This is a genomic window from Pseudomonas sp. BR20, from assembly GCF_050780135.1.
In the GTDB taxonomy this organism is placed as follows: domain Bacteria; phylum Pseudomonadota; class Gammaproteobacteria; order Pseudomonadales; family Pseudomonadaceae; genus Aquipseudomonas.
This window is the reverse complement of sequence record NZ_CP172012.1, coordinates 2,229,233-2,252,983: the sequence shown is the minus strand read 5'-3', so window position 1 is coordinate 2,252,983 and position 23,751 is coordinate 2,229,233. Positions and strand designations below refer to the sequence as shown.

22 protein-coding genes, 4 tRNA genes and 1 pseudogene are annotated in these 23,751 nt (G+C 61.3%); 8 read left to right on the top strand and 19 right to left on the bottom strand.

Annotated features, from left to right (window positions below; translation table 11 throughout):
* Positions 1-55 precede the first annotated feature (55 nt).
* Together ACHPFG_RS10310 and ACHPFG_RS10305 are read left to right on the top strand one after the other, a co-directional pair.
* A complete protein-coding gene (locus ACHPFG_RS10310) occupies positions 56-682 on the top strand; it encodes an alanyl-tRNA editing protein (protein WP_431702294.1) in 627 nt (208 codons plus the stop codon).
* A gap of 147 nt (positions 683-829) precedes the next feature.
* Positions 830-2,569: a dipeptidase gene (locus ACHPFG_RS10305; RefSeq protein WP_431702293.1), complete on the top strand. Its 1,740-nt coding sequence runs from the start codon at positions 830-832 to the stop codon at positions 2,567-2,569.
* 93 nt (positions 2,570-2,662) lie between these two features.
* Here the strand turns inward: ACHPFG_RS10305 and gltS are convergent, their stop codons facing one another.
* The 5 genes from gltS to ACHPFG_RS10280 form a co-directional block, all read right to left on the bottom strand.
* Positions 2,663-3,874, bottom strand: coding sequence for a sodium/glutamate symporter (gene gltS / locus ACHPFG_RS10300; RefSeq protein WP_431702292.1), 1,212 nt, complete (start codon positions 3,872-3,874; stop codon positions 2,663-2,665).
* Positions 3,875-4,073: 199 nt separating this feature from the next.
* Positions 4,074-4,149 (bottom strand) — tRNA-Gly (locus ACHPFG_RS10295).
* A 3-nt stretch (positions 4,150-4,152) separates the two neighbouring features.
* Positions 4,153-4,228, bottom strand: a tRNA-Glu gene (locus tag ACHPFG_RS10290).
* Positions 4,229-4,333: 105 nt separating this feature from the next.
* Positions 4,334-4,409, bottom strand: a tRNA-Gly gene (locus tag ACHPFG_RS10285).
* A 3-nt stretch (positions 4,410-4,412) separates the two neighbouring features.
* Positions 4,413-4,488: transfer RNA gene (locus ACHPFG_RS10280), tRNA-Glu, on the bottom strand.
* 367 nt (positions 4,489-4,855) lie between these two features.
* Here ACHPFG_RS10280 and ACHPFG_RS10275 point away from each other — a divergent pair.
* Both ACHPFG_RS10275 and ACHPFG_RS10270 read left to right on the top strand, forming a co-directional pair.
* Positions 4,856-5,626: a hypothetical protein gene (locus ACHPFG_RS10275; protein ID WP_431702291.1), complete on the top strand. Its 771-nt coding sequence runs from the start codon at positions 4,856-4,858 to the stop codon at positions 5,624-5,626.
* 126 nt (positions 5,627-5,752) lie between these two features.
* On the top strand, positions 5,753-6,565 hold the full coding sequence (locus tag ACHPFG_RS10270) for an alpha/beta fold hydrolase (RefSeq protein ID WP_431702290.1): 813 nt from the start codon (positions 5,753-5,755) through the stop codon (positions 6,563-6,565).
* 36 nt (positions 6,566-6,601) lie between these two features.
* On the opposite strand, the gene ACHPFG_RS10265 is transcribed toward ACHPFG_RS10270, so the two are convergent.
* From ACHPFG_RS10265 to ACHPFG_RS10250, 4 genes and pseudogenes are all read right to left on the bottom strand, one after another.
* On the bottom strand, positions 6,602-7,444 hold the full coding sequence (locus ACHPFG_RS10265; RefSeq protein WP_431703459.1) for a methyl-accepting chemotaxis protein: 843 nt from the start codon (positions 7,442-7,444) through the stop codon (positions 6,602-6,604).
* An 18-nt stretch (positions 7,445-7,462) separates the two neighbouring features.
* A pseudogene (locus ACHPFG_RS10260) lies at positions 7,463-7,660 on the bottom strand (HAMP domain-containing protein); the annotation flags it as partial.
* Positions 7,661-8,684: 1,024 nt separating this feature from the next.
* Entirely contained in the window at positions 8,685-10,097 is a 1,413-nt protein-coding gene (locus tag ACHPFG_RS10255) for a PLP-dependent aminotransferase family protein (protein ID WP_431702289.1), read from the bottom strand.
* 203 nt (positions 10,098-10,300) lie between these two features.
* Positions 10,301-11,062 carry an SDR family oxidoreductase gene (locus ACHPFG_RS10250; protein ID WP_431702288.1) on the bottom strand — a complete coding sequence of 254 codons (762 nt, stop codon included), beginning with the start codon at positions 11,060-11,062 and terminating at the stop codon, positions 10,301-10,303.
* 228 nt (positions 11,063-11,290) lie between these two features.
* On the opposite strand from ACHPFG_RS10250, the gene ACHPFG_RS10245 reads away from it, so the two are divergent.
* Positions 11,291-12,298, top strand: coding sequence for an NADP-dependent oxidoreductase (locus tag ACHPFG_RS10245; protein ID WP_131699442.1), 1,008 nt, complete (start codon positions 11,291-11,293; stop codon positions 12,296-12,298).
* A 47-nt stretch (positions 12,299-12,345) separates the two neighbouring features.
* On the opposite strand, the gene pyrF is transcribed toward ACHPFG_RS10245, so the two are convergent.
* Positions 12,346-13,044, bottom strand: coding sequence for an orotidine-5'-phosphate decarboxylase (pyrF, locus tag ACHPFG_RS10240; protein WP_131699443.1), 699 nt, complete (start codon positions 13,042-13,044; stop codon positions 12,346-12,348).
* Positions 13,045-13,303: 259 nt separating this feature from the next.
* On the opposite strand from pyrF, the gene ACHPFG_RS10235 reads away from it, so the two are divergent.
* A complete protein-coding gene (locus tag ACHPFG_RS10235) occupies positions 13,304-14,068 on the top strand; it encodes a response regulator (protein ID WP_431702287.1) in 765 nt (254 codons plus the stop codon).
* Positions 14,068-15,105, top strand: coding sequence for a sensor histidine kinase (locus tag ACHPFG_RS10230; protein ID WP_431702285.1), 1,038 nt, complete (start codon positions 14,068-14,070; stop codon positions 15,103-15,105). The genes ACHPFG_RS10235 and ACHPFG_RS10230 overlap by 1 nt, the downstream gene beginning before the upstream one ends.
* On the opposite strand, the gene ACHPFG_RS10225 is transcribed toward ACHPFG_RS10230, so the two are convergent.
* From ACHPFG_RS10225 to ACHPFG_RS10185, 9 genes are all read right to left on the bottom strand, one after another.
* Positions 15,102-16,163, bottom strand: a complete 1,062-nt coding sequence (locus ACHPFG_RS10225) for an AI-2E family transporter (protein ID WP_431702284.1) — start codon at positions 16,161-16,163, stop codon at positions 15,102-15,104. The two genes, ACHPFG_RS10230 and ACHPFG_RS10225, sit on opposite strands and share 4 nt — an antisense overlap.
* A 71-nt stretch (positions 16,164-16,234) precedes the next feature.
* Positions 16,235-17,053: a DUF4892 domain-containing protein gene (locus ACHPFG_RS10220; protein WP_431702283.1), complete on the bottom strand. Its 819-nt coding sequence runs from the start codon at positions 17,051-17,053 to the stop codon at positions 16,235-16,237.
* A gap of 102 nt (positions 17,054-17,155) precedes the next feature.
* On the bottom strand, positions 17,156-18,010 hold the full coding sequence (locus ACHPFG_RS10215; RefSeq protein ID WP_340054043.1) for an alpha/beta hydrolase: 855 nt from the start codon (positions 18,008-18,010) through the stop codon (positions 17,156-17,158).
* A complete protein-coding gene (locus ACHPFG_RS10210) occupies positions 18,007-18,810 on the bottom strand; it encodes an alpha/beta fold hydrolase (RefSeq protein WP_131699449.1) in 804 nt (267 codons plus the stop codon). Before ACHPFG_RS10210 ends, ACHPFG_RS10215 begins: the two co-directional genes overlap by 4 nt.
* A 97-nt stretch (positions 18,811-18,907) precedes the next feature.
* Positions 18,908-19,351, bottom strand: coding sequence for a hotdog fold thioesterase (locus tag ACHPFG_RS10205; RefSeq protein WP_027607077.1), 444 nt, complete (start codon positions 19,349-19,351; stop codon positions 18,908-18,910).
* A gap of 30 nt (positions 19,352-19,381) precedes the next feature.
* Entirely contained in the window at positions 19,382-19,573 is a 192-nt protein-coding gene (locus ACHPFG_RS10200; protein ID WP_431703547.1) for a hypothetical protein, read from the bottom strand.
* A 31-nt stretch (positions 19,574-19,604) separates the two neighbouring features.
* Positions 19,605-20,054 (bottom strand): phosphohistidine phosphatase SixA, encoded by a 450-nt coding sequence (sixA, locus tag ACHPFG_RS10195; RefSeq protein ID WP_431702282.1) that lies wholly within the window; start codon positions 20,052-20,054, stop codon positions 19,605-19,607.
* On the bottom strand, positions 20,051-20,398 hold the full coding sequence (locus ACHPFG_RS10190) for a DUF4389 domain-containing protein (protein WP_131699452.1): 348 nt from the start codon (positions 20,396-20,398) through the stop codon (positions 20,051-20,053). Before ACHPFG_RS10190 ends, sixA begins: the two co-directional genes overlap by 4 nt.
* Positions 20,399-20,408: 10 nt before the next feature.
* Complete coding sequence (locus ACHPFG_RS10185; RefSeq protein ID WP_131699453.1) at positions 20,409-21,434, bottom strand: NAD(P)H-dependent glycerol-3-phosphate dehydrogenase; 1,026 nt, start codon at positions 21,432-21,434, stop codon at positions 20,409-20,411.
* Positions 21,435-21,629: 195 nt separating this feature from the next.
* On the opposite strand from ACHPFG_RS10185, the gene ACHPFG_RS10180 reads away from it, so the two are divergent.
* A complete protein-coding gene (locus ACHPFG_RS10180) occupies positions 21,630-23,750 on the top strand; it encodes a TonB-dependent receptor plug domain-containing protein (protein ID WP_431702281.1) in 2,121 nt (706 codons plus the stop codon).
* Position 23,751 lies beyond the last annotated feature (1 nt).

Below are 23,751 nucleotides of genomic sequence, written 5' to 3'. Positions count from 1 at the left end.
CACCTATCTACGCACTATTTATACTGCCCGCAGAACCCTGATGCGGATGTAGAAAATGACCGAGCGCCTGTTTTTCACCCACGACCACCTGACCGCCGAGCTTGAAGTGCTGAGCTGCACCCCCTGCGAGGGCCAGTTTGCAGTCGTTTTGCGGTCGACGATTTTCCATCCCCAAGGCGGTGGCCAGCCATTCGATACTGGCTGGCTGGGCGACAGCCAGGTGCTGCGAGTCACCCAGGAAACCGATCGCGTGGTGCACTATGTCAACCAACCTGTGGAACCGGGCCCCATCACCGCACGGGTCGACGAACCACGCCGCGCCCTGCACACCCGCCTGCATTCCGCCGGACATTTGATCGGCAACGCCGGCGAGACCCTGGGCTGGATGCCGATCAAGGCCCATCACTGGCCAGGCGAAGGCAAGATCACTTTTATCCGTGGCGAAACCGCACAAGCCATGGACGCCGAGATCATTCAACAGCGGATCAACCAATGGATCGCCGCCGACTACCCGCGCCGCATGGCCTTGAACGACGGCACCCGCGAAGTGGGCTTCGGTGATTTGCCGCCCTACGCTTGCGGCGGTACCCATGTGCAAACGCTGGGCGAGCTTGGCCAGGTGACGATCCTGGCGCTTTCAGAGAAAAAGGGCGCGTTGTCGGTGCGGTACAGCCTGGGCTAGAGCGCGGAGTCGAGGGTGCTATCGAGTTTTTAGATAAGCCTCTCAGTGGCCTCCCAGGCACACCTTGGCAGTGGTAGTGTGTCGAAATATTTCTGACATATCGATCAGGAATCCCCTATTTCCCTTTGCAAAGGAATGCCTCTGACCATGCACTTTCGACTCAAGCAATTAGCGGCTGCCACCCTGTTCGCGGCCGGTCTTTCGGTGATGACCACGCCCGCCTTTGCCAACATCACCCCAGAGCAAAGCACGGCGATTCTGCAGAGTTTCAGCGAAACGTCGGTTACGGATTTCCGTGGTTTCCTCGGCAGCCTGGCCAAGGGCGACTTGGGCAAGGCTGACGACGTGGGTCCGGCGATCAGTGCCTTCCTCGCTAACAAAACCCTGACCGCCGACCAGCAGAACGAGATCCATCGCCTGCTGGGGATTTACACCCGAGTGAAGTACGGCAAGGCCGCCCTCGATACCTTGCGCGAACTGGTGGAAATCCCGACCTTCAACGTGGACGGCATACCGCAGTACAAAAACCCGGAATTCATCCGGATTGCTGACAAGATCCAGGCCCTGGCCAAGACCTTCAACCTCAACTTCCGTAACGTCGACAACCGCGTGTACGAGATTTCCCTGGAAGGCAGCGGCGCCGAAGTGGTGGGCATCCACGCCCACGCCGACGTGGTGCCGGTGACGCCGGAGAACTGGGTGTTGAAAGACGGCACCAGGCTCGACCCGTTCAAGGTCACGCTGATCGGCGACCGCATGTATGGCCGGGGCACCGAGGATGACAAAAACGGCATCGTGGTGGCGATGTACGCCATGAAGGTGATCAAGGAAGAGAAGCTGCCGCTGGCGCGCAATTTCAAGCTGCTGGTGGACACCACCGAAGAAACTTCCGGCGACGCGATACCCTATTACTTCGAACGCAACCCGACGCCGCAGTACAACCTGGCGCTGGATGGCGGCTACCCGGTGGTGATTGCCGAAAAAGGTTATGGCACTGTCATGGCCACCTTCCCGCGTCGCAAAGGGGAAGGCAAAGGTGCCGAAATCATCTCGATGACCGGCGGCATGGCCACCAACCAGATCCCCTCGGCCTCGGTTGCCACGTTTATCAGCGACAAGCCTGCCGAACTGGCCGCCAGCCTGCAAAAAGCCGGCGCGGAGTATGCCAAGCGCAACGGCGGTGACTTCGAGGTGGCAACCAAGGTGGTCGGCAAAGAGGTCAAGCTGACGGTGACCGGGGTTTCCGCGCACTCCTCCGAACCGCAATCCGGTATCAACCCGGTGTCGCGCATGCTGGAGCTGATCCACACTGTCGACGGCAAGATCGCCCTCAAGCATAACCACATCACCGACGCCGCCCGTTATGCCTCGGATAACTGGGGCCTGGATTATCTGGGCGGCAAATTGGGCGTGGGTTTCTCCGATGATTTCATGGGGCCGCTGACCACCTCGCTGACCTTTGTCGGCCTGGATGACAAAGCCTTCAAGCTGGCGGTGAACCTGCGTGTACCAAAGGGCAAATCACCGGAGAAACTGAAAGCCGAGATTTCCAACAAGTTGAGCGCCTGGGACAAGCAAACCAAGGTCAATGTGGACCTCACTTACTCGATCGCCGAACCGATGTACCGCAACCCGGAAGGTGAGTGGGTGAAGGCGTTGTTGGCCGTGGCCAGCGAAAACCTCGGCATGGAACATAAGTTCGGCACCTCGGCCGGCGCGACCTCCGTGCATGAACTGCCCAATGGCGTGCAATTCGGCCTGGCGCGGCCGGAAGTGAAGTACACCGGGCACACCGACAATGAGTTCAAGACGGTCGACCAGTTCTTGCTGGATCTGCAGATCGTCACCGAAATGATGGGGCGTATCGGGCAGTTGCCCACGCTCTGACAGAGGCTCGAGCCCTCTACGATTCAGCAACGGACAGCTCATGCAAAAACGCCGATCAGCATTGATCGGCGTTTGCATTGATAGACAAAAAACTTAACCTGCCACGCCCAGGAACGGCAACGCCAGGTACAACTTGATCACCACCGCATTGGTGATATCGATGAAAAACGCCCCCACCATTGGCACCACCAGAAACGCAATCTGCGACGGGCCGAAGCGTTGAGTCACTGCTTGCATATTGGCAATGGCCGTTGGCGTGGCGCCGAGCCCGAAACCGCAATGCCCTGCCGCCAACACCGCCGCATCATAGTTGCTGCCCATGACCCGGAACGTGACGAAAATCGCGAACAGCGCCATCAACAACGCCTGCACGGCCAACAGGATCACTATCGGCAGCGCCAGTGCCGCCAGGTCCCAGAGTTTGAGCGACATTAGGGCAATGGCCAGGAACAACGACAAACTGACGTTGCCCAGCACCGACACTTCACGCTCGAACACCTGATGCCAGCCCAGCGCCGACAACCCGTTACGCAGCACTACACCGATAAACAGCACGCACACGAAAGTAGGCAATTCGAACGCTGTTCCTTGAAGAAAACCATTGAGCAAAGTGCCGACCTGCAGGCTGATCGCGAGAAGCGCGAGGGTCTCGATAAACGAGAATGAAGTGATCAAGCGTTCCTGGTTCGGCTGCTCGAAGCCCTTGGGCAGGCGCGGTTGCGGGTGCTCCAGGCCTGGCGTCTGGACTCGCTTAATGAGCAAGCGCGCGACCGGCCCGCCAATCAAGCCGCCGAGGACCAAACCGAAGGTCGCCGAAGCGATGGCCAGTTCGGAGGCAGAGGCGACCGCATATTTTTCGCTGAACACCGAGCCCCACGCGGCCCCGGTGCCGTGACCACCCGATAATGTCACGGAGCCCGCAAGCAAGCCCATTAGAGGGTCAAGCCCCAACGCCGTGGCCAACGCGATGCCCATGGCGTTCTGCACCACCAACAGTGCGGTGACGACCAGCAGGAAAATACCCAGGATGCGTCCGCCTTTCTTCAGGTTGGCGAAGTCCGCATTCAGTCCAATGGTGGCAAAAAATGCCAGCATCAACGGGGTTTGCAACGAAGGGTCGAACCGCACCTCGATATCAGCCAGCCCTCGCAACACCAGCAGCAGCACGGCAACCAATAAGCCGCCGGCCACCGGCTCAGGAATGTTGTAAGTGCGCAAAAAACTGATACGCGCGACCAGTCCGCGCCCCAGTAATAGAACCAGTGACGCGGCGACCAGCGTGGAATAGAAATCGAGTTCAAGCATCTAGGCAGCTCTCTGGAATGGGCCGGAAAATCGGGCACGCCAGAGTAAAGATCACAAGGCCTGTACGCACCTACCTCACGCCAACTACAGAAAACTCCTACAAAACTTACAACAACGCCCTGCAAAACGGGTGGGCATCATCGAAAAAACAGCACAAACAAAAACGCCGATCATCACTGATCGGCGTTTTTGTTGAATATGGAGCGGGAAACGAGACTCGAACTCGCGACCCCGACCTTGGCAAGGTCGTGCTCTACCAACTGAGCTATTCCCGCAAATGGCGTCCCCTAGGGGACTCGAACCCCTGTTACCGCCGTGAAAGGGCGGTGTCCTAGGCCACTAGACGAAGGGGACACGCTACTGAAACACATGGTGTGTATTTCAGTGCCCAGAGGCCTCATCCGAAGACTTGGTCCTGGTTTCACTCAGTGCCGCCCGAGAGCCACACTGCTTGTAAATTGGAGCGGGAAACGAGACTCGAACTCGCGACCCCGACCTTGGCAAGGTCGTGCTCTACCAACTGAGCTATTCCCGCATATGGCGTCCCCTAGGGGACTCGAACCCCTGTTACCGCCGTGAAAGGGCGGTGTCCTAGGCCACTAGACGAAGGGGACACACGTACAACATTCACTCCCTACCGCGTTTCGCTGTGTGCTTTACGCTGTAAGTGGCGCGCATTCTATGGATGGATTGAAAGGTCGTCAACCCCCAAGGATAAATTTATTTAAATCAATGACTTCGCCTGCGTTTACCGGCCTGCACGGGCATTCTGACCGCCCGGGCCTTGGCGCCTATATTCTGGCGCCCGACAAGGCGCTATAGTTTGCTCCAGCAAATGATGGCAATGTGCATCTATGCAGGAAGCGGCTACCTATATAGCTATATAGGAGAAACTACCTGGGTAACTGGTCGATCAGTCCTATCCGCCGACAAGCCCAGTCACTACACTCTACTGTAAACCCTATCAAAGAGGTCACACCGGTGACACCACTCATGATCACCCTGCTGGTAATAGCCGGGATCGTAATACTGATCGCCATTGGCTACATGAACCACGTGGTGGAAAACAACAAGCTGGAAAAGAAGCGCACTGAGATCGAGCTTAACGATCGCCTGCGCCGTTGCGGTGAGATCACCGAGACATTCCCTGGCCAACTGATGACCCCGGCGCTCAAGCTGTTACTGACCCGCCTGGAGCTCAACGTCAACCAGCGCCTGTTGAACCTCAACAAGACCAGCGCACCGATCAAGGCACGTATCGCTGAGCTGAACACGCTGGTGGCCCAGGGCGAATCCATTCCGGTGAACAACCCGCCGGCGCCGATCCAGACCGAAGCCAAGGCCAAGGACGTGCGCTTCCTGCTGGAAGCCCTGCACGGCCAGGTCACCCGCGCCGCCCAGGACGGTTTCCTGCCGACCAACGAAGCCAAGCACTGGATCAAGGAAATCCGGCATATCCTGGTGCTGTTGCACATCGAATTCTTCAACAACCTCGGCCAGCACGCCTTGCAGCAGGGTCAGCCTGGCCAGGCACGCCTGGCCTTCGAGCGTGGCGTGCAGTACCTGCGCAAGCAGCCTGAACCGGTGCTCTACAGCGCACAGCTGCAATTGCTGGAAGGTCAACTGGCCCGCGCCAACTCTACCGTGCTGGCTAACAGCAAACAGGCGGCAGAGGAAGTCAACGAATTGACCCAAGGCATGAAAGAAGTCGACGCCGACGCCGAGTGGAAAAAGAAAGTCATCTACGACTGATCTGCCCACTCCCCTGTGGTGAGCGGGTTGCCCGCTCACCACAACATGCCATCACTTTGCATCTATCGCCCCGCCCCCGACTAGCGTAAAAAAGTGCCCCTCACTCCGTGAAGTCAGAGGCCCGCTATGCCTATCGCCGTCATTGATGGACAACCGCTGCATTACCTCGACCAGGGCACCGGTCCTGTCGTCCTGCTCGGCTCAAGCTACCTGTGGGATCGCAACATGTGGGCCCCGCAGATCGAAGCCCTGTCACAACAATACCGTGTGATCGTGCCCGAACTCTGGGGCCACGGCGAATCGGGCCAACTCCCCGCACCCACCCACTCCCTTGACGACCTCGCGCGCCAGGCCCTGGCCCTGCTTGACCACCTGGAGATCACACAGATCAACCTGGTAGGCCTGTCGGTGGGTGGCATGTGGGGCGCACGCCTGGCGTTGCAGGCCCCCGAGCGGATCAACAGCCTGGTGCTGATGGACACCTCCCTCGGTGCCGAGCCAGAGGCCACGCGCCAGTATTACTTCTCGTTGTTCAAGATGATTGAAGACGCCGGCGCCATTCCTGAGCCGTTGCTCGATGTGATCGCGCCGATCTTCTTTCGCCCGGACATCGACCGCGAATCAGCGCTCTATCAGGATTTTCGCAAGTCACTGCTGGACTTTCCCCGGGAACGCCTGCTGAACAGCATCGTGCCCCTGGGTCGATTGATCTTCAGCCGCGAAGATGTGCTGGAACAACTACCGCACCTGGACGCCGACACCACCTTGGTGATGTGTGGCGAACAGGACAAACCTCGCCCACCCGCCGAATCCGAGGAAATGGCCGAACTGATTGGCTGTGCCCTGATCCTGATTCCAGACGCCGGGCATATCTCCAGCCGGGAGAACCCGGATTTCGTCAACGAAGCGCTGCTGACCTTCCTCGCCAACCACGCCTGATCGGCCTCCCTTTTGATCGCCGCCTCCGGGCGGCGATCAAAGACGGAAGTGCCCTACCATCCCTTTGAGTTCCGCCCCCAACTGCGCCAGTTGGATGCTCGACGCCGCATTGCCCTGCATGCTCAACGCCGATTGATCGGCACTCGCACGAATACTGGTGACGCTACGGTTGATCTCTTCGGCCACCGAGCTCTGCTCCTCAGCCGCAGCGGCAATCTGCTGGTTCATCTGCTGGATCAACGACACCGCTACCGCAATGCTGCCCAGGGCACTCTCGGTTTCCAGCGCATCGCTGACCGCCAGCTTGACCAGTTCGCCACTTTGCTGGATCTGCTGCACCGATGATTGCGCAGCGCTGCGCAGGGTACTGACCAGCCGCTCGATTTCTTCGGTCGATTGCTGGGTGCGCTTGGCCAGTGCCCGTACTTCATCGGCCACCACCGCAAAACCCCGGCCCTGTTCGCCTGCGCGCGCGGCCTCGATGGCTGCATTCAGGGCCAGCAGGTTGGTCTGTTCGGCAACGCTTTTGATCACACTCAGCACGGCGCCGATATTCTGGATTTCGGCACTGAGGCTCTCGATGCTGGTGCTCGCACGGGTACTGGACGTGGCCAGCAACTCGATGCGCTGCAAACTCTGGCGCACCACCAGCTGGCCGCTATCGACCTTCTCATCCGCCGTCTGCGCGGCTTGCGCGGCCTGTTCGGCGTTGCGCGCCACATCGTGCACGGTGGCGGTCATCTGATTCATCGCGGTAGCAACCTGCTCGGTTTCTTCCTTCTGGCTGCTGACCTCGACGTTGGTCTGCTCGGTCACGCTGGACAGCGACTGCGCCGAGCTGGCCAATTGTTCGATACCGGCCTGCAGGCCGCTGACCATCTGGCTGAGGCCGCTACCCATCTGTTGCATCGCCTGCATCAACTGGCCGATTTCATCACGACGGCTGACCTCCATGCGTCCGCTCAAATCCCCGGCGGCAATCTGTTGGGCCACCGCGATCACACTGCGCAGCGGTGCAACGATCAAGCGGGTAATCACCCAGGCTGCAATCAGGCCCACCAGCAAGGCCAGGGCCGACGAGCCGACGATCAGCATCGCGCTTTTCTTCAGTTGCGCCTGCATCGACAGGTCTTCAGCGTCATAGGCCTGGTTGACCCGGCTGACGACCTGGTCAGCACGATCATGCAGTTGTTTGTAGACGACTTTTTCCTGGGCCAGCAGGCCGGTGTATTCCCCCAGTTTCTCGCTGAACGCGGCGATATGCCCGGAAACTTCGTTGAGCACCGTCTGATAACCAGGGTCCTTGACTGAAGTTTTCAGTTGCTCGACCTGGGCCAGGGCCTGGTCGGCCTGCTCGATCTTGCCTTGCTCGGCGTCGTCTGCATCCACCCTGCGGCTCTGGTCCAGGCGCACATGAGCTTCGTTCATGGCCTGCAACATCAAACGTGAAACCTGACTGATCTGGCCTGCCTGCTCGATAAACTCGGCACCCTCCTTACCTTGGCTTTCCTTGAGACCATAGGCCCCGTCGTCCGACAGCCCGGACTGCAATACATCCAGGTTATTCGCCACGCTGGACACCGACCAACTGGCCATTTCCAGCGCCAGATCCTTGGTCTGTGTCAGCTCGACAAATTCATCGAACGCCTTACGGTAAGCGGCAAGGGCCTGCTCGACCTCGGCCATCACCGAAACATTCGCCGCAGACCGGGCCTTGAGACTGGCCGCCTGGACCGCCAGGGCATCGAGATTTTCATGCAGGGCGTCGACGGCCTTGGGGTCGGCGTGCAGCGCGTACTCCTGTTCGATCAGGCGCACCTTGAGCAAGCCGCTGTTGAGCGATGACATGGCCTTGAGGCCTTCGAAACGCTGACCAACGGTTTGCAGGGACCACACGCCGATAGCTGCGACCAACGCCGTCAGCAGCAGCACCAGGGTAAAGCCCAAGCCCAGTTTTTTCGCCATACCGAGGTTGGCGAAACGTCGTTGCACGCCTGAAATCATTGCACTTGAATCCTCTTGCAATGGCGGACGCCATCAAGTCCGATGGACAAGCGACGAGATTCGCAACCAAAAGGCACCGAGCACAAGGCACTGGCGCCACAATAATGGCAAAAAGCTACACGCTCGTCGTTTTCAGAATGGTCGAGGTCGATCTGGCGGGCCCCATCGCACGGAACAACGCCAAGGCACGTTGATCAGTAGCATAGGCGACATTGAGGCGTAGCCACTCACTGTGACTGCCGGTTGGACTGAACAACGCCCCAGGCGACAACAACACCCCCAACTTCCGGGCGCACGCCTGCAACCGCGAAGGCTGCGCCGCCCCCGGGCGTGCCCACAGGAACATACCGCCGGTGGGTACGGCGAACACCTCCCACTCTTCGTCCTCCAGCACTTGCAGGGTCACGGCCATTTCACTACTCAACCGCTTGCGCAGGCGCTGCACCCACTTGCGATACGTACCATTGGCCAGCAACGTGGCGACCACCGCTTCAGCAAACCGGGAGGTGCCGAAACCGGTCAAGGTCTTGAGGCTGGCCAGTTGCGTGATGATTGCGCTACTGGCGCAGAGGTAGCCCACACGCAAGGCGCTGCTCAGGGTCTTGGAAAAACTCGCGACGTAGATCACCCGATCATCATGGGGCAATGCCGAAAGCCGCGTGCAACCGGCATGTTGCAGATCGCCGTAGACGTCTTCCTCAATGATCAGGAAGTTTTCGCGGTGCGCCAATTCCAGCAAACGCTCGGCCACCACCCGGCACAGGCTGGTGCCGGTGGGATTGTGATAAAGGCTGTGGATGAACAGGCACTTGGGATGATGGTGCTGTAGCAGCGCTTCAAGCGCCGGGAGGTCGGGGCCGCCTCGGGTACGCGGTACTTCCAGCAGTTGCACGCCCTGGAACGCCAGTTGCCGATAGAGGTTGGCATACCCGGGGGTTTCGACCACCACGCTGTCGCCGGCCTTGAGTAGCGTACGTATCAGCAGGTCCAGGGCATGGCTGGCACCTGCAGTTGTAAGGATGCGGTCCAGGCTGGTGGCGATGTGAATCTGAGTCAGGCGCTTGAGCAGTTGCTCGCGCAGTGCGGGCAACCCCAGAGAGGTGCTGTAGTTGAACAGGCCGGCGGTGTCGGTGCGGGTGACTTCACGAATCGCGTAACTGATGTCATCGCTTTCGCGCCAGGCATCGGGCAACCAGCCGCAGCCCAGCTTCAACTCTCCCAACGGATTGTCGGCAAAGGCGCCCCACTCGCGCTCCGCCCCCTCATACCAATTACCTTCGTGGCAGACCGCAGGCTGGGCCACCACAAATCCCGAACCCTGCCGGGGCGCCAGCACCCCTTGGGCGACCATCCTTTCGAATGCTTCGATCACGCTGGATTGGCTGAGCAGATTATCCAGGGCCAACTGACGGACGGACGGCAAGCGCGTTCCGGGGCTCACCCCGTCCTTGCGAATCCATTGCGCCACTGCACTGACGATTTGCTGCACTACCGGTACAAGGGCTTGTCGATCGATCCCTAAATCCATGAGCCACTCACTTCAACTGTCTGTTATCAACCCGGAGAGTTAAGCACAGAAGCAGCGAATTACCGGTCGCATAATTTTATTAAAGTATTGATTTTATTGAGTTATTTACCTAATGACACATATTCGGTCACGGCGTTTTGCCAGCTTTGGAAAAGCCCCACGCCCCCCCCAGACGTTTTCGAACAAGGGGGCGGCCAAAGGTCCTAGATAGCCGTCGCACCACCGTCCACGGCCAAGGCGTGGCCGGTGGTGAACGCCGCTGCGTCGCTGCACAGGTACAGCACTGCGCTGGCGATTTCCTCCACCTTGCCGATACGCCCGACCGGGTGCATGGCGGCGGCGAATTCCGCCTTGCGGGGGTCGGCTTCATAGGCGCGCCGGAACATATCGGTATCGATCACCGCCGGGCAGACGGCATTGACGCGGATTTTCTTCTTCGCGTACTCGATGGCTGCGGACTTGGTCAGGCCGATCACCGCGTGCTTGGAGGCCGCATAGATACTCATCTTCGGCGCCGCGCCCAACCCCGCCACCGACGCGGTGTTGACGATGGCCCCACCGCCCTGGGCCAGCAGCAGCGGCAACTGGTACTTCATGCACAACCACACCCCCTTGACGTTGACGCCCATGATCGCGTCGAACTCATCCAGGCTGCCGTCCGCCAGCTTGCCCTTCTCGATCTCGATGCCGGCGTTATTGAAGGCATAGTCCAGGCGACCATAGGCACTGATGGTCTGTGCCATCAACTGCTGCACCTCCGCCTCCTGGGTGACGTTACAGCGCACGAACAGCGCCTCGCCACCGGCCTGGTGGATCAGCCCGACCGTACCCTCACCGCCTGCGACGTCGAGATCGGCGACCACGACCTTCAAACCTTCGGCGGCGAACGCCAGCGCAGTGGCGCGACCAATACCGGCGGCTGCGCCGGTCACCAGGGCGACCTGACCGGAAAACGTCATGCTCATGGAAGATGTCCTATTGGGATTAATGACTGTAGCGCGAGTCTAGCCACCGCCGAGACGGACATGTCAGCACTATCAGAAGGCCGGTTAGCGCCGTATGAGTCATAGTGATAAGGCAACCGGGTTCGCTATCAATGGCACCTATCGGTGAGCATTCGCGCCCTCGGCTGACCTTGCCCCGGGGCCGTTCAAGGTCTATCAATCAGGCTTCACTTCTAAAGAGTCCTTGCCATGACCGCCCAGACCAACCGCCAATTCCTGCTCGCCAAACGCCCGGTCGGCGCGGCCACGCGGGAAACCTTCACTTACCAGGTAGTGCCGGTGGGCACGCCCGAGGACGGGCAGGTGCTGGTGCACAACGAATACCTGTCCCTTGACCCAGCCATGCGTGGCTGGATGAATGAAGGCAAATCCTACATTCCGCCCGTAGGCCTCGGCGAGGTAATGCGCGCACTGGGTGTGGGCAAGGTGATTGCCTCGAACAACCCGAAATTCGCAGTCGGGGACTACGTGAATGGCGCCCTGGGCGTGCAGGATTACTTCCTGGGCGAGCCGCGCGGCTTCTACAAGGTCGACCCCAAGCTGGCACCCCTGCCCCGCTACCTTTCTGCACTGGGCATGACCGGCATGACCGCCTACTTCGCGCTGCTGGACACCGGCGCGCCCAAGGCCGGTGAAACCGTGGTGATCTCCGGCGCGGCCGGTGCCGTGGGCAGCATTGCCGGGCAGATCGCCAAGCTCAAAGGCTGCCGCGTGGTCGGCATTGCCGGCGGTGCCGACAAGTGCAAGTTCCTGGTGGATGAACTGGGCTTCGACGCCGCCATCGACTACAAGAACGAAGACGTGCCCGCCGCCCTCAAGCGCGAGTGCCCTAAAGGCGTGGATGTGTATTTCGATAACGTCGGCGGCGACATTCTTGACGCGGTGCTCAGCCGGCTGGCGTTGAAAGCCCGCGTGGTGATTTGCGGGGCCATCAGCCAGTACAACAACAAGGAAGCGGTGAAAGGTCCGGCCAACTACCTGTCACTGCTGGTCAACCGCGCACGAATGGAAGGCTTTGTGGTGATGGATCACGCGGCGAACTTTGCCGCCGCCGGGCAGGAAATGGCCGGCTGGATGGCCCAGGGCAAGCTCAAGAGCAAGGAGGATATTGTCGAAGGGCTGGAGACGTTCCCGGAGACACTGATGAAGCTGTTCAACGGCGAGAACTTTGGGAAATTGGTGCTCAAGGTCAGCTGATACACGGCAGATCCGCTCGTTCCCACACGCGTGGGAACGAGCATCGATCAGGCGATCTCGGCGACTACCGCTGCCAACGCCTTGGCCGGATCCGCCGCCTGGCTGATCGGACGGCCGATCACCAGGTAGTCGGAGCCCGCGTCCAGTGCCTGGCGCGGAGTCAGGATGCGGCGCTGGTCGTCCTGGGCGCTGCCCGCCGGGCGAATCCCCGGAGTGACCAATTGCAACGACGGATGGGCGGTCTTCAAGGCCTGGGCTTCCAGCGCCGAGCACACCAGGCCATCAAGGCCGGCTTTCTGCGCCAGGGCTGCCAGGCGCAGCACCTGTTCCTGAGGCTCGATGTCCAGGCCCACGCCCGCCAGGTCTTCGCGCTCCATGCTGGTCAGCACGGTCACACCGATCAGCAAGGGCTTGGGGCCGCTGCGCTGTTCCAGTACTTCGCGGCAGGCGGTCATCATGCGCAGGCCGCCGGAGCAGTGCACGTTGACCATCCATACGCCCATCTCGGCCGCAGCCTTGACCGCCATGGCGGTGGTGTTGGGGATGTCGTGGAATTTCAGGTCGAGGAACACCTCGAAGCCTTTGTCACGCAGGGTGCCGACAATTTCAGCGGCACAGCTGGTGAACAGTTCCTTGCCGACCTTGACCCGGCAAAGCTTGGGGTCCAACTGGTCAGCCAGCTTCAGTGCGGCGTCACGGGTGGGGTAATCCAGGGCGACGATGATAGGAGTCTGGCAGACGGACATTGGAATGGGCTCTCAGGCAAGTCGAAATCGGCGCGGATTGTAGCGCAAGCAGCGCCGTTGCGGGATCCGATGATCGGTAAATACTGACCGACCGCCATCAGGCGGGCATTTCGGGTAATTATTTCAAGGCTGATACATTCACGACATGCCCACAACACGCCCCGTCGCTAGTCTCGCCCGCACGACTCACCGACCAGCACTACCAGCCATGGGGCTGGGCGCCTATGCTGACCGCAATAACCAGGCAGATGATCGCACTATGCATACCCCTTCCGTCCCTGTGAACGAAGAGCCAAAAGGCGCAGTGATCGCCGATGACAAGCGCTGGAATACCCGCGCACTGATCGTCGACGACGATGTGCCTATCCGCGAGTTGCTGATCGACTACCTGGCACGCTTCAATATCCTCGCCACCGGCGTGACCGACGGCGCCGCGATGCGCCTGGCCATGCAAGCCGAAACCTATGATGTGGTGGTACTCGACCTGATGCTGCCGGGCGAAGACGGCCTGACGCTGTGCCGCTGGCTACGCGCCGAATCGGACATCCCGATCCTGATGCTCACCGCCCGCTGTGAGCCCACCGACCGCATCATCGGCCTGGAGCTGGGGGCCGACGACTACATGTCCAAGCCCTTCGAACCGCGTGAACTGGTAGCCCGCATCCAGACCATCCTGCGCCGGGTACGCGATGACCGCACCGAACAGCGCGCGAATATCCGCTTCGACAACTGGCGCCTCAACAGCGTGTTGCGTCAATTGGTGGCCGACGATGGCTTGGTGGTGCCGCTGTCCAACGCTGAATTCCGCCTGTTGTGGGTGTTTATCGAACGCCCGCGCCGAGTGCTGAGCCGTGAGCAGCTGCTCGATGCCGCCCGTGGCCGCTCCATTGAAGCCTTTGATCGCAGTATCGACTTGTTGGTGTCACGCCTGCGGCAAAAACTCGGGGATGACCCCAAGGCTCCGCAGTTGATCAAGACCGTGCGCGGCGAAGGCTACCTGTTCGACGCCCGGGATATTGGCTGATGCGCGCCCCCTTCAATACGCTGTTCGGTCGGCTGTTCGGCGTGTTGCTGGTGGCGATTGTGCTGGCCCATGCGCTGGCGTTCTTCTGGTTTCACCACTACGGCCAACCGCCCCCACCCCCTCCTGAGCGATTTATCGAGCAGCCGGACGGGACCATGGTGCCGATGCGCGATAAGCACCCACGCCCCTGGTTTGGCGGCCCGGTGGTGCCCCTGACCTTTCAATTCGTCTCGTTGATTATCGCGGCCTGGTACGGTGCCAAACTGCTGAGCCGGCCAATACAGCGCCTGAGTGAAGCGGCGGAACGCTTGAGTCTGGACCTCGACAGCCCACCCCTCGATGAATCCGGCCCGTGGGAAGCGCGGCAGGCCGCCTCGACCTTCAACCTGATGCAAAGGCGCATTCGCGAGCAGGTCAGCCAACGCGCGCGCATGCTCGGCGCCGTCTCCCATGACCTGCGCACCCCGCTGTCACGCCTCAAGCTGCGCCTGGAACAAGTTGAAGACATCCGGTTGCAGGGCCAGATGCGCCAGGACCTGAACGACATGATCGGCATGCTCGACGCCACCCTGAGCTACCTCCACGAACAGCGCACCAGTGAAACCCGGCATTGGCTGGATGTGCAGGCGCTGGTGGAGTCAATGAGTGAAAACGCCCAGGACCAGGGTTCCGATGTGCAATGTTCGGGCACCTGCGTGCCCTTGCTGGTGCAACCGATGGCCTTGCGTTCATGCCTCAACAACCTGATCGACAATGCCTTGCGTTATGCCGGCACAGCCCGCGTGGAGTTGGGGGACAGCCGTGAGGCGCTGATCATCCGCGTGATAGACCATGGGCCGGGGATTGCGGCAGATATGCGCGAGGCGGTATTCGAGCCGTTCTATCGGCTGGAAGGTTCCCGTAACCGCAATTCCGGCGGCGTCGGCCTGGGCATGACCATCTCCAAGGAAGCCGCGGAGCGCCTGGGCGGCCGCCTGAGCCTGGAAGAGACGCCAGGCGGCGGCTTGACCGCAGTGATGTGGTTACCCAGGGCTTAAAGAGGCTTGTCTTCGCGCCGAACCTGGGCCTGGGTTGCGCTCCAATCCATCAGCAGGCTGTAGGCCACGGCCAGCAGGGTCGGGCCGATAAACAGGCCGATAAAGCCAAAGGCGATCAACCCGCCAAACACCCCGAGCAACACGATCACCAGCGGCAAATTGCCGCCCCGGCTGATCAGGTAGGGCTTGAGCACGTTGTCCACGCCGCTGATGATGAACGTACCCCACACGCCAAGGAACACCGCGTAGGTGTAATCGCCTTTCCACGCCAGCCAGGCCGTGGCCGGGATCCACACCAGCGGCGGGCCCATCGGGATCAGGCTGAGCAGGAACGTCACGATCCCCAGCACCAGCGCGCCCGGTACGCCGGCGATCAGGAAGCCGATCAGTGCCAGCAGGGCCTGGGCGGCAGCAGTGCCGATCACGCCGTTGACCACCCGTTGCACGGTGCCCGCCACCAGTTCGATGTAGTAACCGGCGCGATCACCGATCAGACGCTCCAGCAGGCGATGGACGAACATCGCCAAACGTGGGCCATCACGATAGAAGAAAAACACGAACACCAGGCTCAGGGTCAGCTCGAGGATGCCGCCACCGATCTGCGCGCTGCGCGCCAGCAACCAGTTACCGACCTGCCCCAGGTAGGGCTTGATGCTGACCATCAACGCCGCGCCTTGCTGATCGATACTGTCCCAGGTCGCCACCAGACGCTCACCGATAAATGGGATCGAGCCCAGCCAGGTGGGCGCCTCGGGCAAGCCATCGACCTGAATATCCTTGATCAGCGCGACGGCATCGCGCACATGGTCCGCCAGGTTGAACCCCAGCCACACCAGGGGCACTGCCACCAGCAACATCCAGCCCAAGGTCAGGATGCCGGCGGCCAGGGATTCACGGCCGCCCAGCCAGCGGGTCAACAGCACCATCAACGGCCAACTGGCGAACGCCAGCACTGCGCCCCAGAACAGCGCCGACCAGAACGGCGCCATCACCCAGAAGCTGGCACCAAACAGCACCAGCAGCAGGATTTGCACCAGCAGGCGATCGTTATTGAGCATGGAGTATCTCTAGAAGAAGGCTGTAGGAGAGAGCTTAGGCGAACGGCACGGGTCCGTTCGCCCTGTTACGGTCAGCGTATCAGATGCAGATGCAGGCCTTTGGTTTCAGTGGTGCCGGTTTCCAGGCGCGCGGCGCGCACGCCCTTGTCGACCAAGGCCTGGCGCCAGGCTTCGGCTTTCGGGCCGGTCAAACTGACGCGCAAGGTCGCATCGAGGTTCAAGCCGCGGGAAATCAGGGTCAGCCAGGTGTCGTCAGGGTCGCCGCCGAGCGCGGGGAAGTCCAGCTCGCCGGTGCTTTTCAGCTCGCGCAACAAGGTGGCCGAGGTGGGCAACAAGTCGCCCAACGGTGCGCTCGAATCCAGCTGCTCCACATGCAGATAGGCGCGGCGGTTGCCCCGGGTGATGCCATACATGGCCACCAGGGAATTTTCCTGCGGGGCGGCCAGACGCAGCAGCAGGTATTCCTGCTGGCCATCGGCACCGACCAGCTTGGCATTACCGAAGACTTCGTTGGCCCACAGGCTGCTTTCCCCGCAGTCGCGGGCCTGGCACCAGAACAACAACTGCGCGCCGTTGGCCTGCAACGCTTCGCGCGTCGACGTAAATGCAGCACTGGAGGTGTGTTCGGCAGGCAGTTCATAGGTAATCGCTGTGGTTTGCCCACGAGCGGTGGCCTGGCCCTCGTAACGCAACTGGCCACTGATCTTGCGGATCGCCCCCATGGGGTAGATGCGTTCCTTTTCTTCAGCGGGGCGGTAATCGACGATCTGCGCGTCGACCTGACGGGCCACGGCAGGCAGGTCCTGGCTTCCCGGCACATCGGCGGCGAACACCAAGGGGCTGAAACAGCACAGTCCGAGGGCACGTATACATCCTTTACGCAGGCTCATCGGATCGGTGAGCCCTGGCCATCGGAGGTCGCAGCGGTGTTGAGTTGGTTCATGGTTGACTCCCTTTCAATCCGCCCAGCCTCGGCAGTTGACCGCCCCAAGTCAAGGCGCGGAGAAGAACCGATTGAAACAGTCTGCAACAAGGACCGCACCGGGCTCATCATTCAGGTGTAAATGATGGCCACCTGGCAACGTGGTTACCGTAAAGGGTAGCTGGGAAAGCAATTCGGGATGTTTCGCCAACATGCCATCGGCGGCGACCACCAACTGCGTAGGGCAACCAACGCGACGCACGAAAGCCATCGCCTGCTCATCGGTCAGACGCATCGGCGAAGCCAGGGTCAGGCGACTGTCCGAGCGCCAGGTATAGCCGCCCGGCACCGGCATCAAACCACGTTGGGCCAGCAGTTCTGCGGCTTCACGGCTCACGGCAACCAAACCTTTCATACGCGCCTCAACCGCCCGGTCCAAGGTGGTGTAGACCGGTTTGCGCTTATCCTGCAGGTTCAATTGGGCCTGCAAGGCCATGCCCAAGCGCTCGGCTGCGTTCTCACCGCTGGCAGTGGGCGGGATCACGCCGTCAATTAAACCCAGGTGCGTCACCCGTTCCGGCAAAGCGCCGGCCAGCACCAGGGAAACGATGGCGCCGAGGGAGTGGCCAAGTAATGCAAAACGTTTCCAGCCCAGTTGCTCGGCGACGTGCAGCACGTCGTGGACGTAATCCCACAAGGTATAACCGGCACCTGCAGGACGATGCGCCGAATGCCCATGGCCGGCCATGTCCAGCGCCACGATACGCAAACCCGCAAGCTTCGGCGCCAGGCGTGCAAAGCTGTTGGCATTGTCCAGCCAGCCATGCAGGGCGATCACCGGCAAACCGTCCTCGGGGCCAAACAGATGGGCCGCCAACTCGATGTGCGGCAGGCTCAGGCGCACTTCTTCGACCGGCGTACTCATGCGCAACTGCGCTCGCGGGCTTGCCAGCGGGCGAACAAGGTCTTGATCAAGGTCGCGGTGTCCTGAGGGCGTTCGAGGGGAAACATATGGCCGCCGGGCATGGTGAGCATTTCGCCCATGGGCAGACGGTCGACACCGCTGGCGTGGTGACGCATCACCACACGACTCTGTCGACCGCGCACCACCGCCAGCGGCACTTTCAATTGGCGCACCTGGCCGGGGCTGGTGTGGGGCACGCCCCGGTAGATACTGATTTCGGTCGCCGGGTCGAAGCGCAGGCGCAGGCGATCACCCGCCTGGTACAGGCCATGTTGCAGGTAGGCGTCGAAGCATTCCGGGTCGAAGCCTCGGAACAGGGTCTTGCCGGCGAAGTAGCTGCGCGCGGCGTCCAGGTCGCTGAATTCTTCGCGACGGCCCAGGGTGCGTCCGGCCGGCGTGAGTCGGTCGATAAAACCGAAGCGCTTGGCGGCACGGATCACCCAGCGGTCGGCGCGGGTCAATACCGGCGAATCGAGCATCACCACCCCACGATACAGCTGCGGGCAGCGCATGGCCGCGTGCAAATGCAGCACGCCACCCAGGGAGTGGCCCACACCCCACACAGGCTCCGGTTGCTGTTCCAGATGATGGATCAACTCGTCCACCAGGTTCTGCCAGTTATCGTCCACTGGAAACCTGGGGTCGTGACCGTGCTGCGGCAAGTGAGCTACCGCATACTCCGGGGCCAGGGCGGCAAACAGCTTGCCGTAGGTGGCCGAGGGGAAGCCATTGGCGTGGGCAAAAAACACGTGCTGCGACATAGCGGATCCATCTGCAAAAACCGAGATTGATTGTCACCAGCCTCAAGCCCCACAGCAATGACTGTAACCGCCAGGAATGATGACACTCACGCCACACCTATCGCGCCGGAGGGGTTTCGCCCAAAGGCACCACGGCCATGGTCAGCCGTGAAACACAGTTGCACTTGCCGTCATCGGTGGTCAGGCGGATGTCCCAGACCTGGGTGGTGCGGCCGATATGGATCGCCTTGGCCACCGCCGTCACCCGCCCGCTGCGCACACCGCGCAGGTGGTTGGCGTTGACCTCCAGGCCCACGCAATAGAACTTGCTCGGGTCGATGCACAAGTAAGCCGCCACGGAGCCGACGCTCTCGGCCAGTACCACTGACGCGCCGCCATGCAGCAGGCCGTAGGGCTGGTGAGTGCGGTGGTCGACCACCATGCTGGCGGTGAGGGATTCGTCGTCGAAGCTTTCAAAACGGATGTCCAGCAGTTCACCGATGGTGTTTTTCTGGCCGGCATTGAGTTGCTCGATATTCGGTTGGGTGCGCCACAAGCTCATGGAATTGTCCTTATTGGTTTTATTACGGCCCTAATCCTGCCACACAACTGCCTCGCTGCGCTCGCTCCACGCCTGAAACTGAGCGCCGTTTTGCGGCGCAGCGGGCGTGGTGAGGGTCAGCACCTCAGCTGCGCCGACGGGCTGCACCAGAAAGGTTTGGCGCGGGTGCCGCGCTTCACGTTCGAAGAACACCTGTAACGGCAAACGAAAAGCGACGGGCATGGGACGCGCGCCTTTGTGGCCCGACGATAGCCTACGGATTCTTCACGCTGACCAGGCTCATCAGTCCCGCCAGCGGGAAGTCGCCCTCCAGTTCCGCCAGGCTGGCGGTGTACATCGGCTGCGGCTGGCGCTGATGGCCATGCTGCAAAAAGCTGATCAAGCTGCCGACCAGGGGCTGATGGCTGACCAGCAGCACATTGTCATCGCTGTCGAGCTTGTTCAGAACCTCCAGCGGATTGCCCTCCGGCGTGAGCCAAGGCACCGTGCGGATCTCCGGCTCAAAACCCAGCGAGTCCCGCACCAACTGTGCAGTTTGCTGCGCCCGTACGTACGGGCTGGCAATGATCGCGCTGAGCGGCTGGCCGATCAGGTGCGCAGCACTGCGCAACACCTCGGCGCGGCCATGCTCGGTGAGGTTGCGCTCGGCATCCGTGCGGGCATGCCCCTCGGCCTCACCGTGACGCAAGACCCACACCTTCATAGCTTCGGTTCCTCATCACGCGCTGGATGCGGCGCCGGCGGCACGCTGTGGGCGGCTTCGCCCTCGGGAGCGCGCGGGGTTGGCCAGTCGGCGAACGGCCAGGGCTTCTGTTCAGTGTGGAAGCTGCCAAAGCGGCCGATCTGGGCAAGAAACTGGCTGAGGCTGTCGCCGAAGTTCATCAGGCCCAGATTCGGCGCGCTGTAGACCAGACGGTAGATCAACTGCACCACCACCAATGCGCCTAGCAGGAACTGCGCCACCTGCCACACCAGGGCAAACACCAGCATCCACAGGATGCGCAGGAGGATGGACTCGTACTTGGGGGCTGCTTTCGGATCGTTCATGGCGCGTTCCTCAGTTGAAACCACTGGTGGAAATAAAGTCGACGTCGGTTTTGGGTTCGGCCCGCATCAGCAACTCGATGACCTGATTCAAGGTGCGCCCTTCAAACAGGATGGCGTGCAGCCCGGCGACCAGCGGCATATACACGCCGACTTCCTGGGCCTTGGCCTTGAGCACCTTGAGGGTGTTGACCCCTTCGGCCACTTCGCCCAGGCGCGTCACCGCGTCTTCCAGGCTCAGGCCCTGGCCCAGGGCGAACCCCACTTGGTAGTTGCGGCTTTTCGGCGACGAACAGGTGACGATCAAGTCGCCCACGCCGGCCAGGCCCAGGAAGGTCATGGGGTTGGCGCCCTGGTTTACCGCGAAGCGGGTCATTTCCGCCAGGGCACGGGTAATCAACATGCTCTTGGTGTTTTCGCCCATGCCCAGGGCCACCGCCATGCCGGCGATGATCGCGTAGACGTTTTTCAGCGCCCCGCCCAGTTCCACGCCAAAACGGTCGCCACTGGCGTATACGCGGAAGGTCCGGCCATGCAGCACCGCCTGGACACGCTCGCACAGTTCCTCATCCTCGCTGGCGATCACCGTGGCGGTCAGCGCGTGCTCGGCGACTTCCCGCGCCAGGTTCGGCCCGGACAGCACGCCAATGCGCGCCTGGGGGGCGATTTCTGCGAGGATTTCGCTCATCAGCTTGAAGGTCTGCGCCTCAATGCCCTTGGTCAGGCTGACCAACAGCTTGCCCGCCAGGCGCTCGGCATGGGGCGCCAGCACCGAGCGCAAGGCGCTGGAAGGCAGCGCAACGAAGCACAGGTCGCAGTCCGTCAGGGTGGCCAGCAAGTCGGTGACCGGCTCGACCGCCGGATGAATCTTGATGCCTTTAAGGTAACGCGGGTTTTCGCGGTGTACACGAATGGCCTCGGCCTGCTCGGGATCGCGCATCCACTGGCGCACCGCATGACCGTTCTCGGCCAGCAGGTTAGCCACGGCGGTACCAAAACTTCCGCCTCCCAGGACCGCAATAGGGCGCTGTTCAGTCATATGCAATCCGTTAATCCATACCAGTGGCGATGGCGGCATTATACGGGGCGACCCGCTTGCGGCCAGCCCCCGTATCAAATCGTGCGGCTATCGGGAAATGCCATGCCCGTGCGACGGAATTGCAAGGGCGACGACTGGCAAATAGCCTCACCTCAGTTAACATGGGCGGCTATCCGTCACTATCAAGGCCATGTCGTGTATTTGGGCCCTCCTTCCCGTTCATCTCTACTGCTTATGCTGTTGTGCAGTGCACCTGTGCTGGCTGACGACCTCTTCCTCGACAGCCAGCCGCTCCCGCAGGTATTGACCGCCACGCGCCTCAAGCAATCGGCCGCCGCCGTGCCGGGCAGCATGACCGTGATCGACAGCGAGTTGATCAAGGCCAGCGGCGCAAGGGACATCAGCGAGCTGCTGCGCCTGGTGCCGGGGATGATGGTCGGTTACACCACCGGCAACCAGGCGGCGGTGAACTACCACGGCACCAGCGCCAGCGACGCGCGACGCATGCAGGTGTTGATCGACGGGCGTTCGGTGTACCGCGCCGGCCTGGCCACGGTGGACTGGAGCGACATTCCGGTGGCGATGGAAGACATCGAACGCATCGAGGTCTTCCGCGGCCCCAACACCGTCAGCTACGGGGCGAATGCCTTGATGGCGGTGGTCAATATCCTCACGCGCTCACCGGCCAACAGCCATGGCTCACGGGTGAAGGTGATTCGCGGTGAGCGCGGTATCAATGACTTTTATGCCAGCCAGGGCGTGGGCTGGGAAACCGGCGATCTGCGCCTGTCGCTGTCAGGGCAACAGGACGATGGCTTTGACAGCGATGCCGTTGGCGCCGACCGCCGAGACAGCCGTCGCCTCAACCGCTTCAGCCTGGCAGTGAGCCAGACCTTGAACGCGCAACAGAGTATCGACTGGCAACTGAATGCCAAGGAAGGCACCAACCAGCGCCCTTACACCTACGCCCCGGTATTCGCCGGGATTACCGAAGGCGGCGACAGTTCCGACGTCACGGCCAAGGACTACGCCGGTTCCCTGCGCTGGAACTTTGATTTCAACCCAGAGCACAGCCTGTATATCCAAGGCTCGGCCCAGCAATGGGACCGCCGGCAAATCTGGAAAGCCTGTGACGCCAAGGTCTCGTTCAGCCCCGAGCTGACCCAGTTGTGGCAGCTCAACCCCAACTACGCCGAACGGCTGGCCCGGCATATGGACACCTACAGCCAGGGCTCCGCGCCACCGGGCAGTGCTGCCGAACAAGCCTTGGCCAACCAGGTACTGGACCAGTGGCGCAACGGCGCCAACCAGAGCGTATGCGGCGACATCGACCAGAGCACCCGCGAAAGCCGCTACGACGTGGAAATTCAAGACACCCTCAGCCTGTCCGACAGCCTGCGCCTGGTCAGCGGCATGAACTACCGCTACGACCGCGCCGACTCCGACACCTACTTCAACGGCACCTTGGACGACACCACCTGGCGCCTGTTCGGCCAGTTGGAATGGCGCGCCAGTGAGCATTGGCTGCTGCAAGGCGGCGCCATGTTCGAAGACACGCACCTGAGCGGCCCTTCGCTGACGCCAAGGGTGGCAGTCAACTATTTGATCAACCCGCGCCACGGCTTGCGCGCGGTGTACTCGGAAGCCATCCGTTCGCCGGACATGTTCGAGAACAATGTCAACTGGAGCTACCGCGTTACCAACCTCAGCTCACCGGCCTATGGGCAGAGTTCCGGACAGTACTTCGTGAAGACGCGGGGCCCGGGCAACCTCGACAAAGAACTGATGCGCTCGCGGGAACTGGGCTACAACGGCTTCTTTGCCGACATCGGGCTGAACATGGACGTGAAGCTGTTCTACGACGAAATCACCGACATGATCAGCTCGCCGCTGCGCAATAACCAGTACATTGCCAGCAACGCCAACAGCTCGCGGTTCACCGGCGCCGAGTCCCAGTTCGACTGGCGCGTGAGCAGCGCCGACCGCCTGCGGCTGACTTACGCTTATGTCGACGCCACCACCAGCAACCCACTGGACAAAGCACAGACCGCGCGTAACAGTGGCTCGGCCGGCTGGTTGCGCGAATGGGGCCAAGGTTGGTCCAGCGCGCTGTTCTACTATGCCGACGACGCACTCAACCAATATCGTTTCGAACGGGTCGACCTGCGGGTGGCCAAGCGTATTGCCCTGGGCAAAGCCAACGTGGAGCTGGCCGGCATGTTGCAACAACGCCTCGATAACCAGCCCACTACCTGGGCCGACAACACTTACGACCATCGTCACGTACTCTACTTCAGCGCGGAGTTAGAGTTCTGAC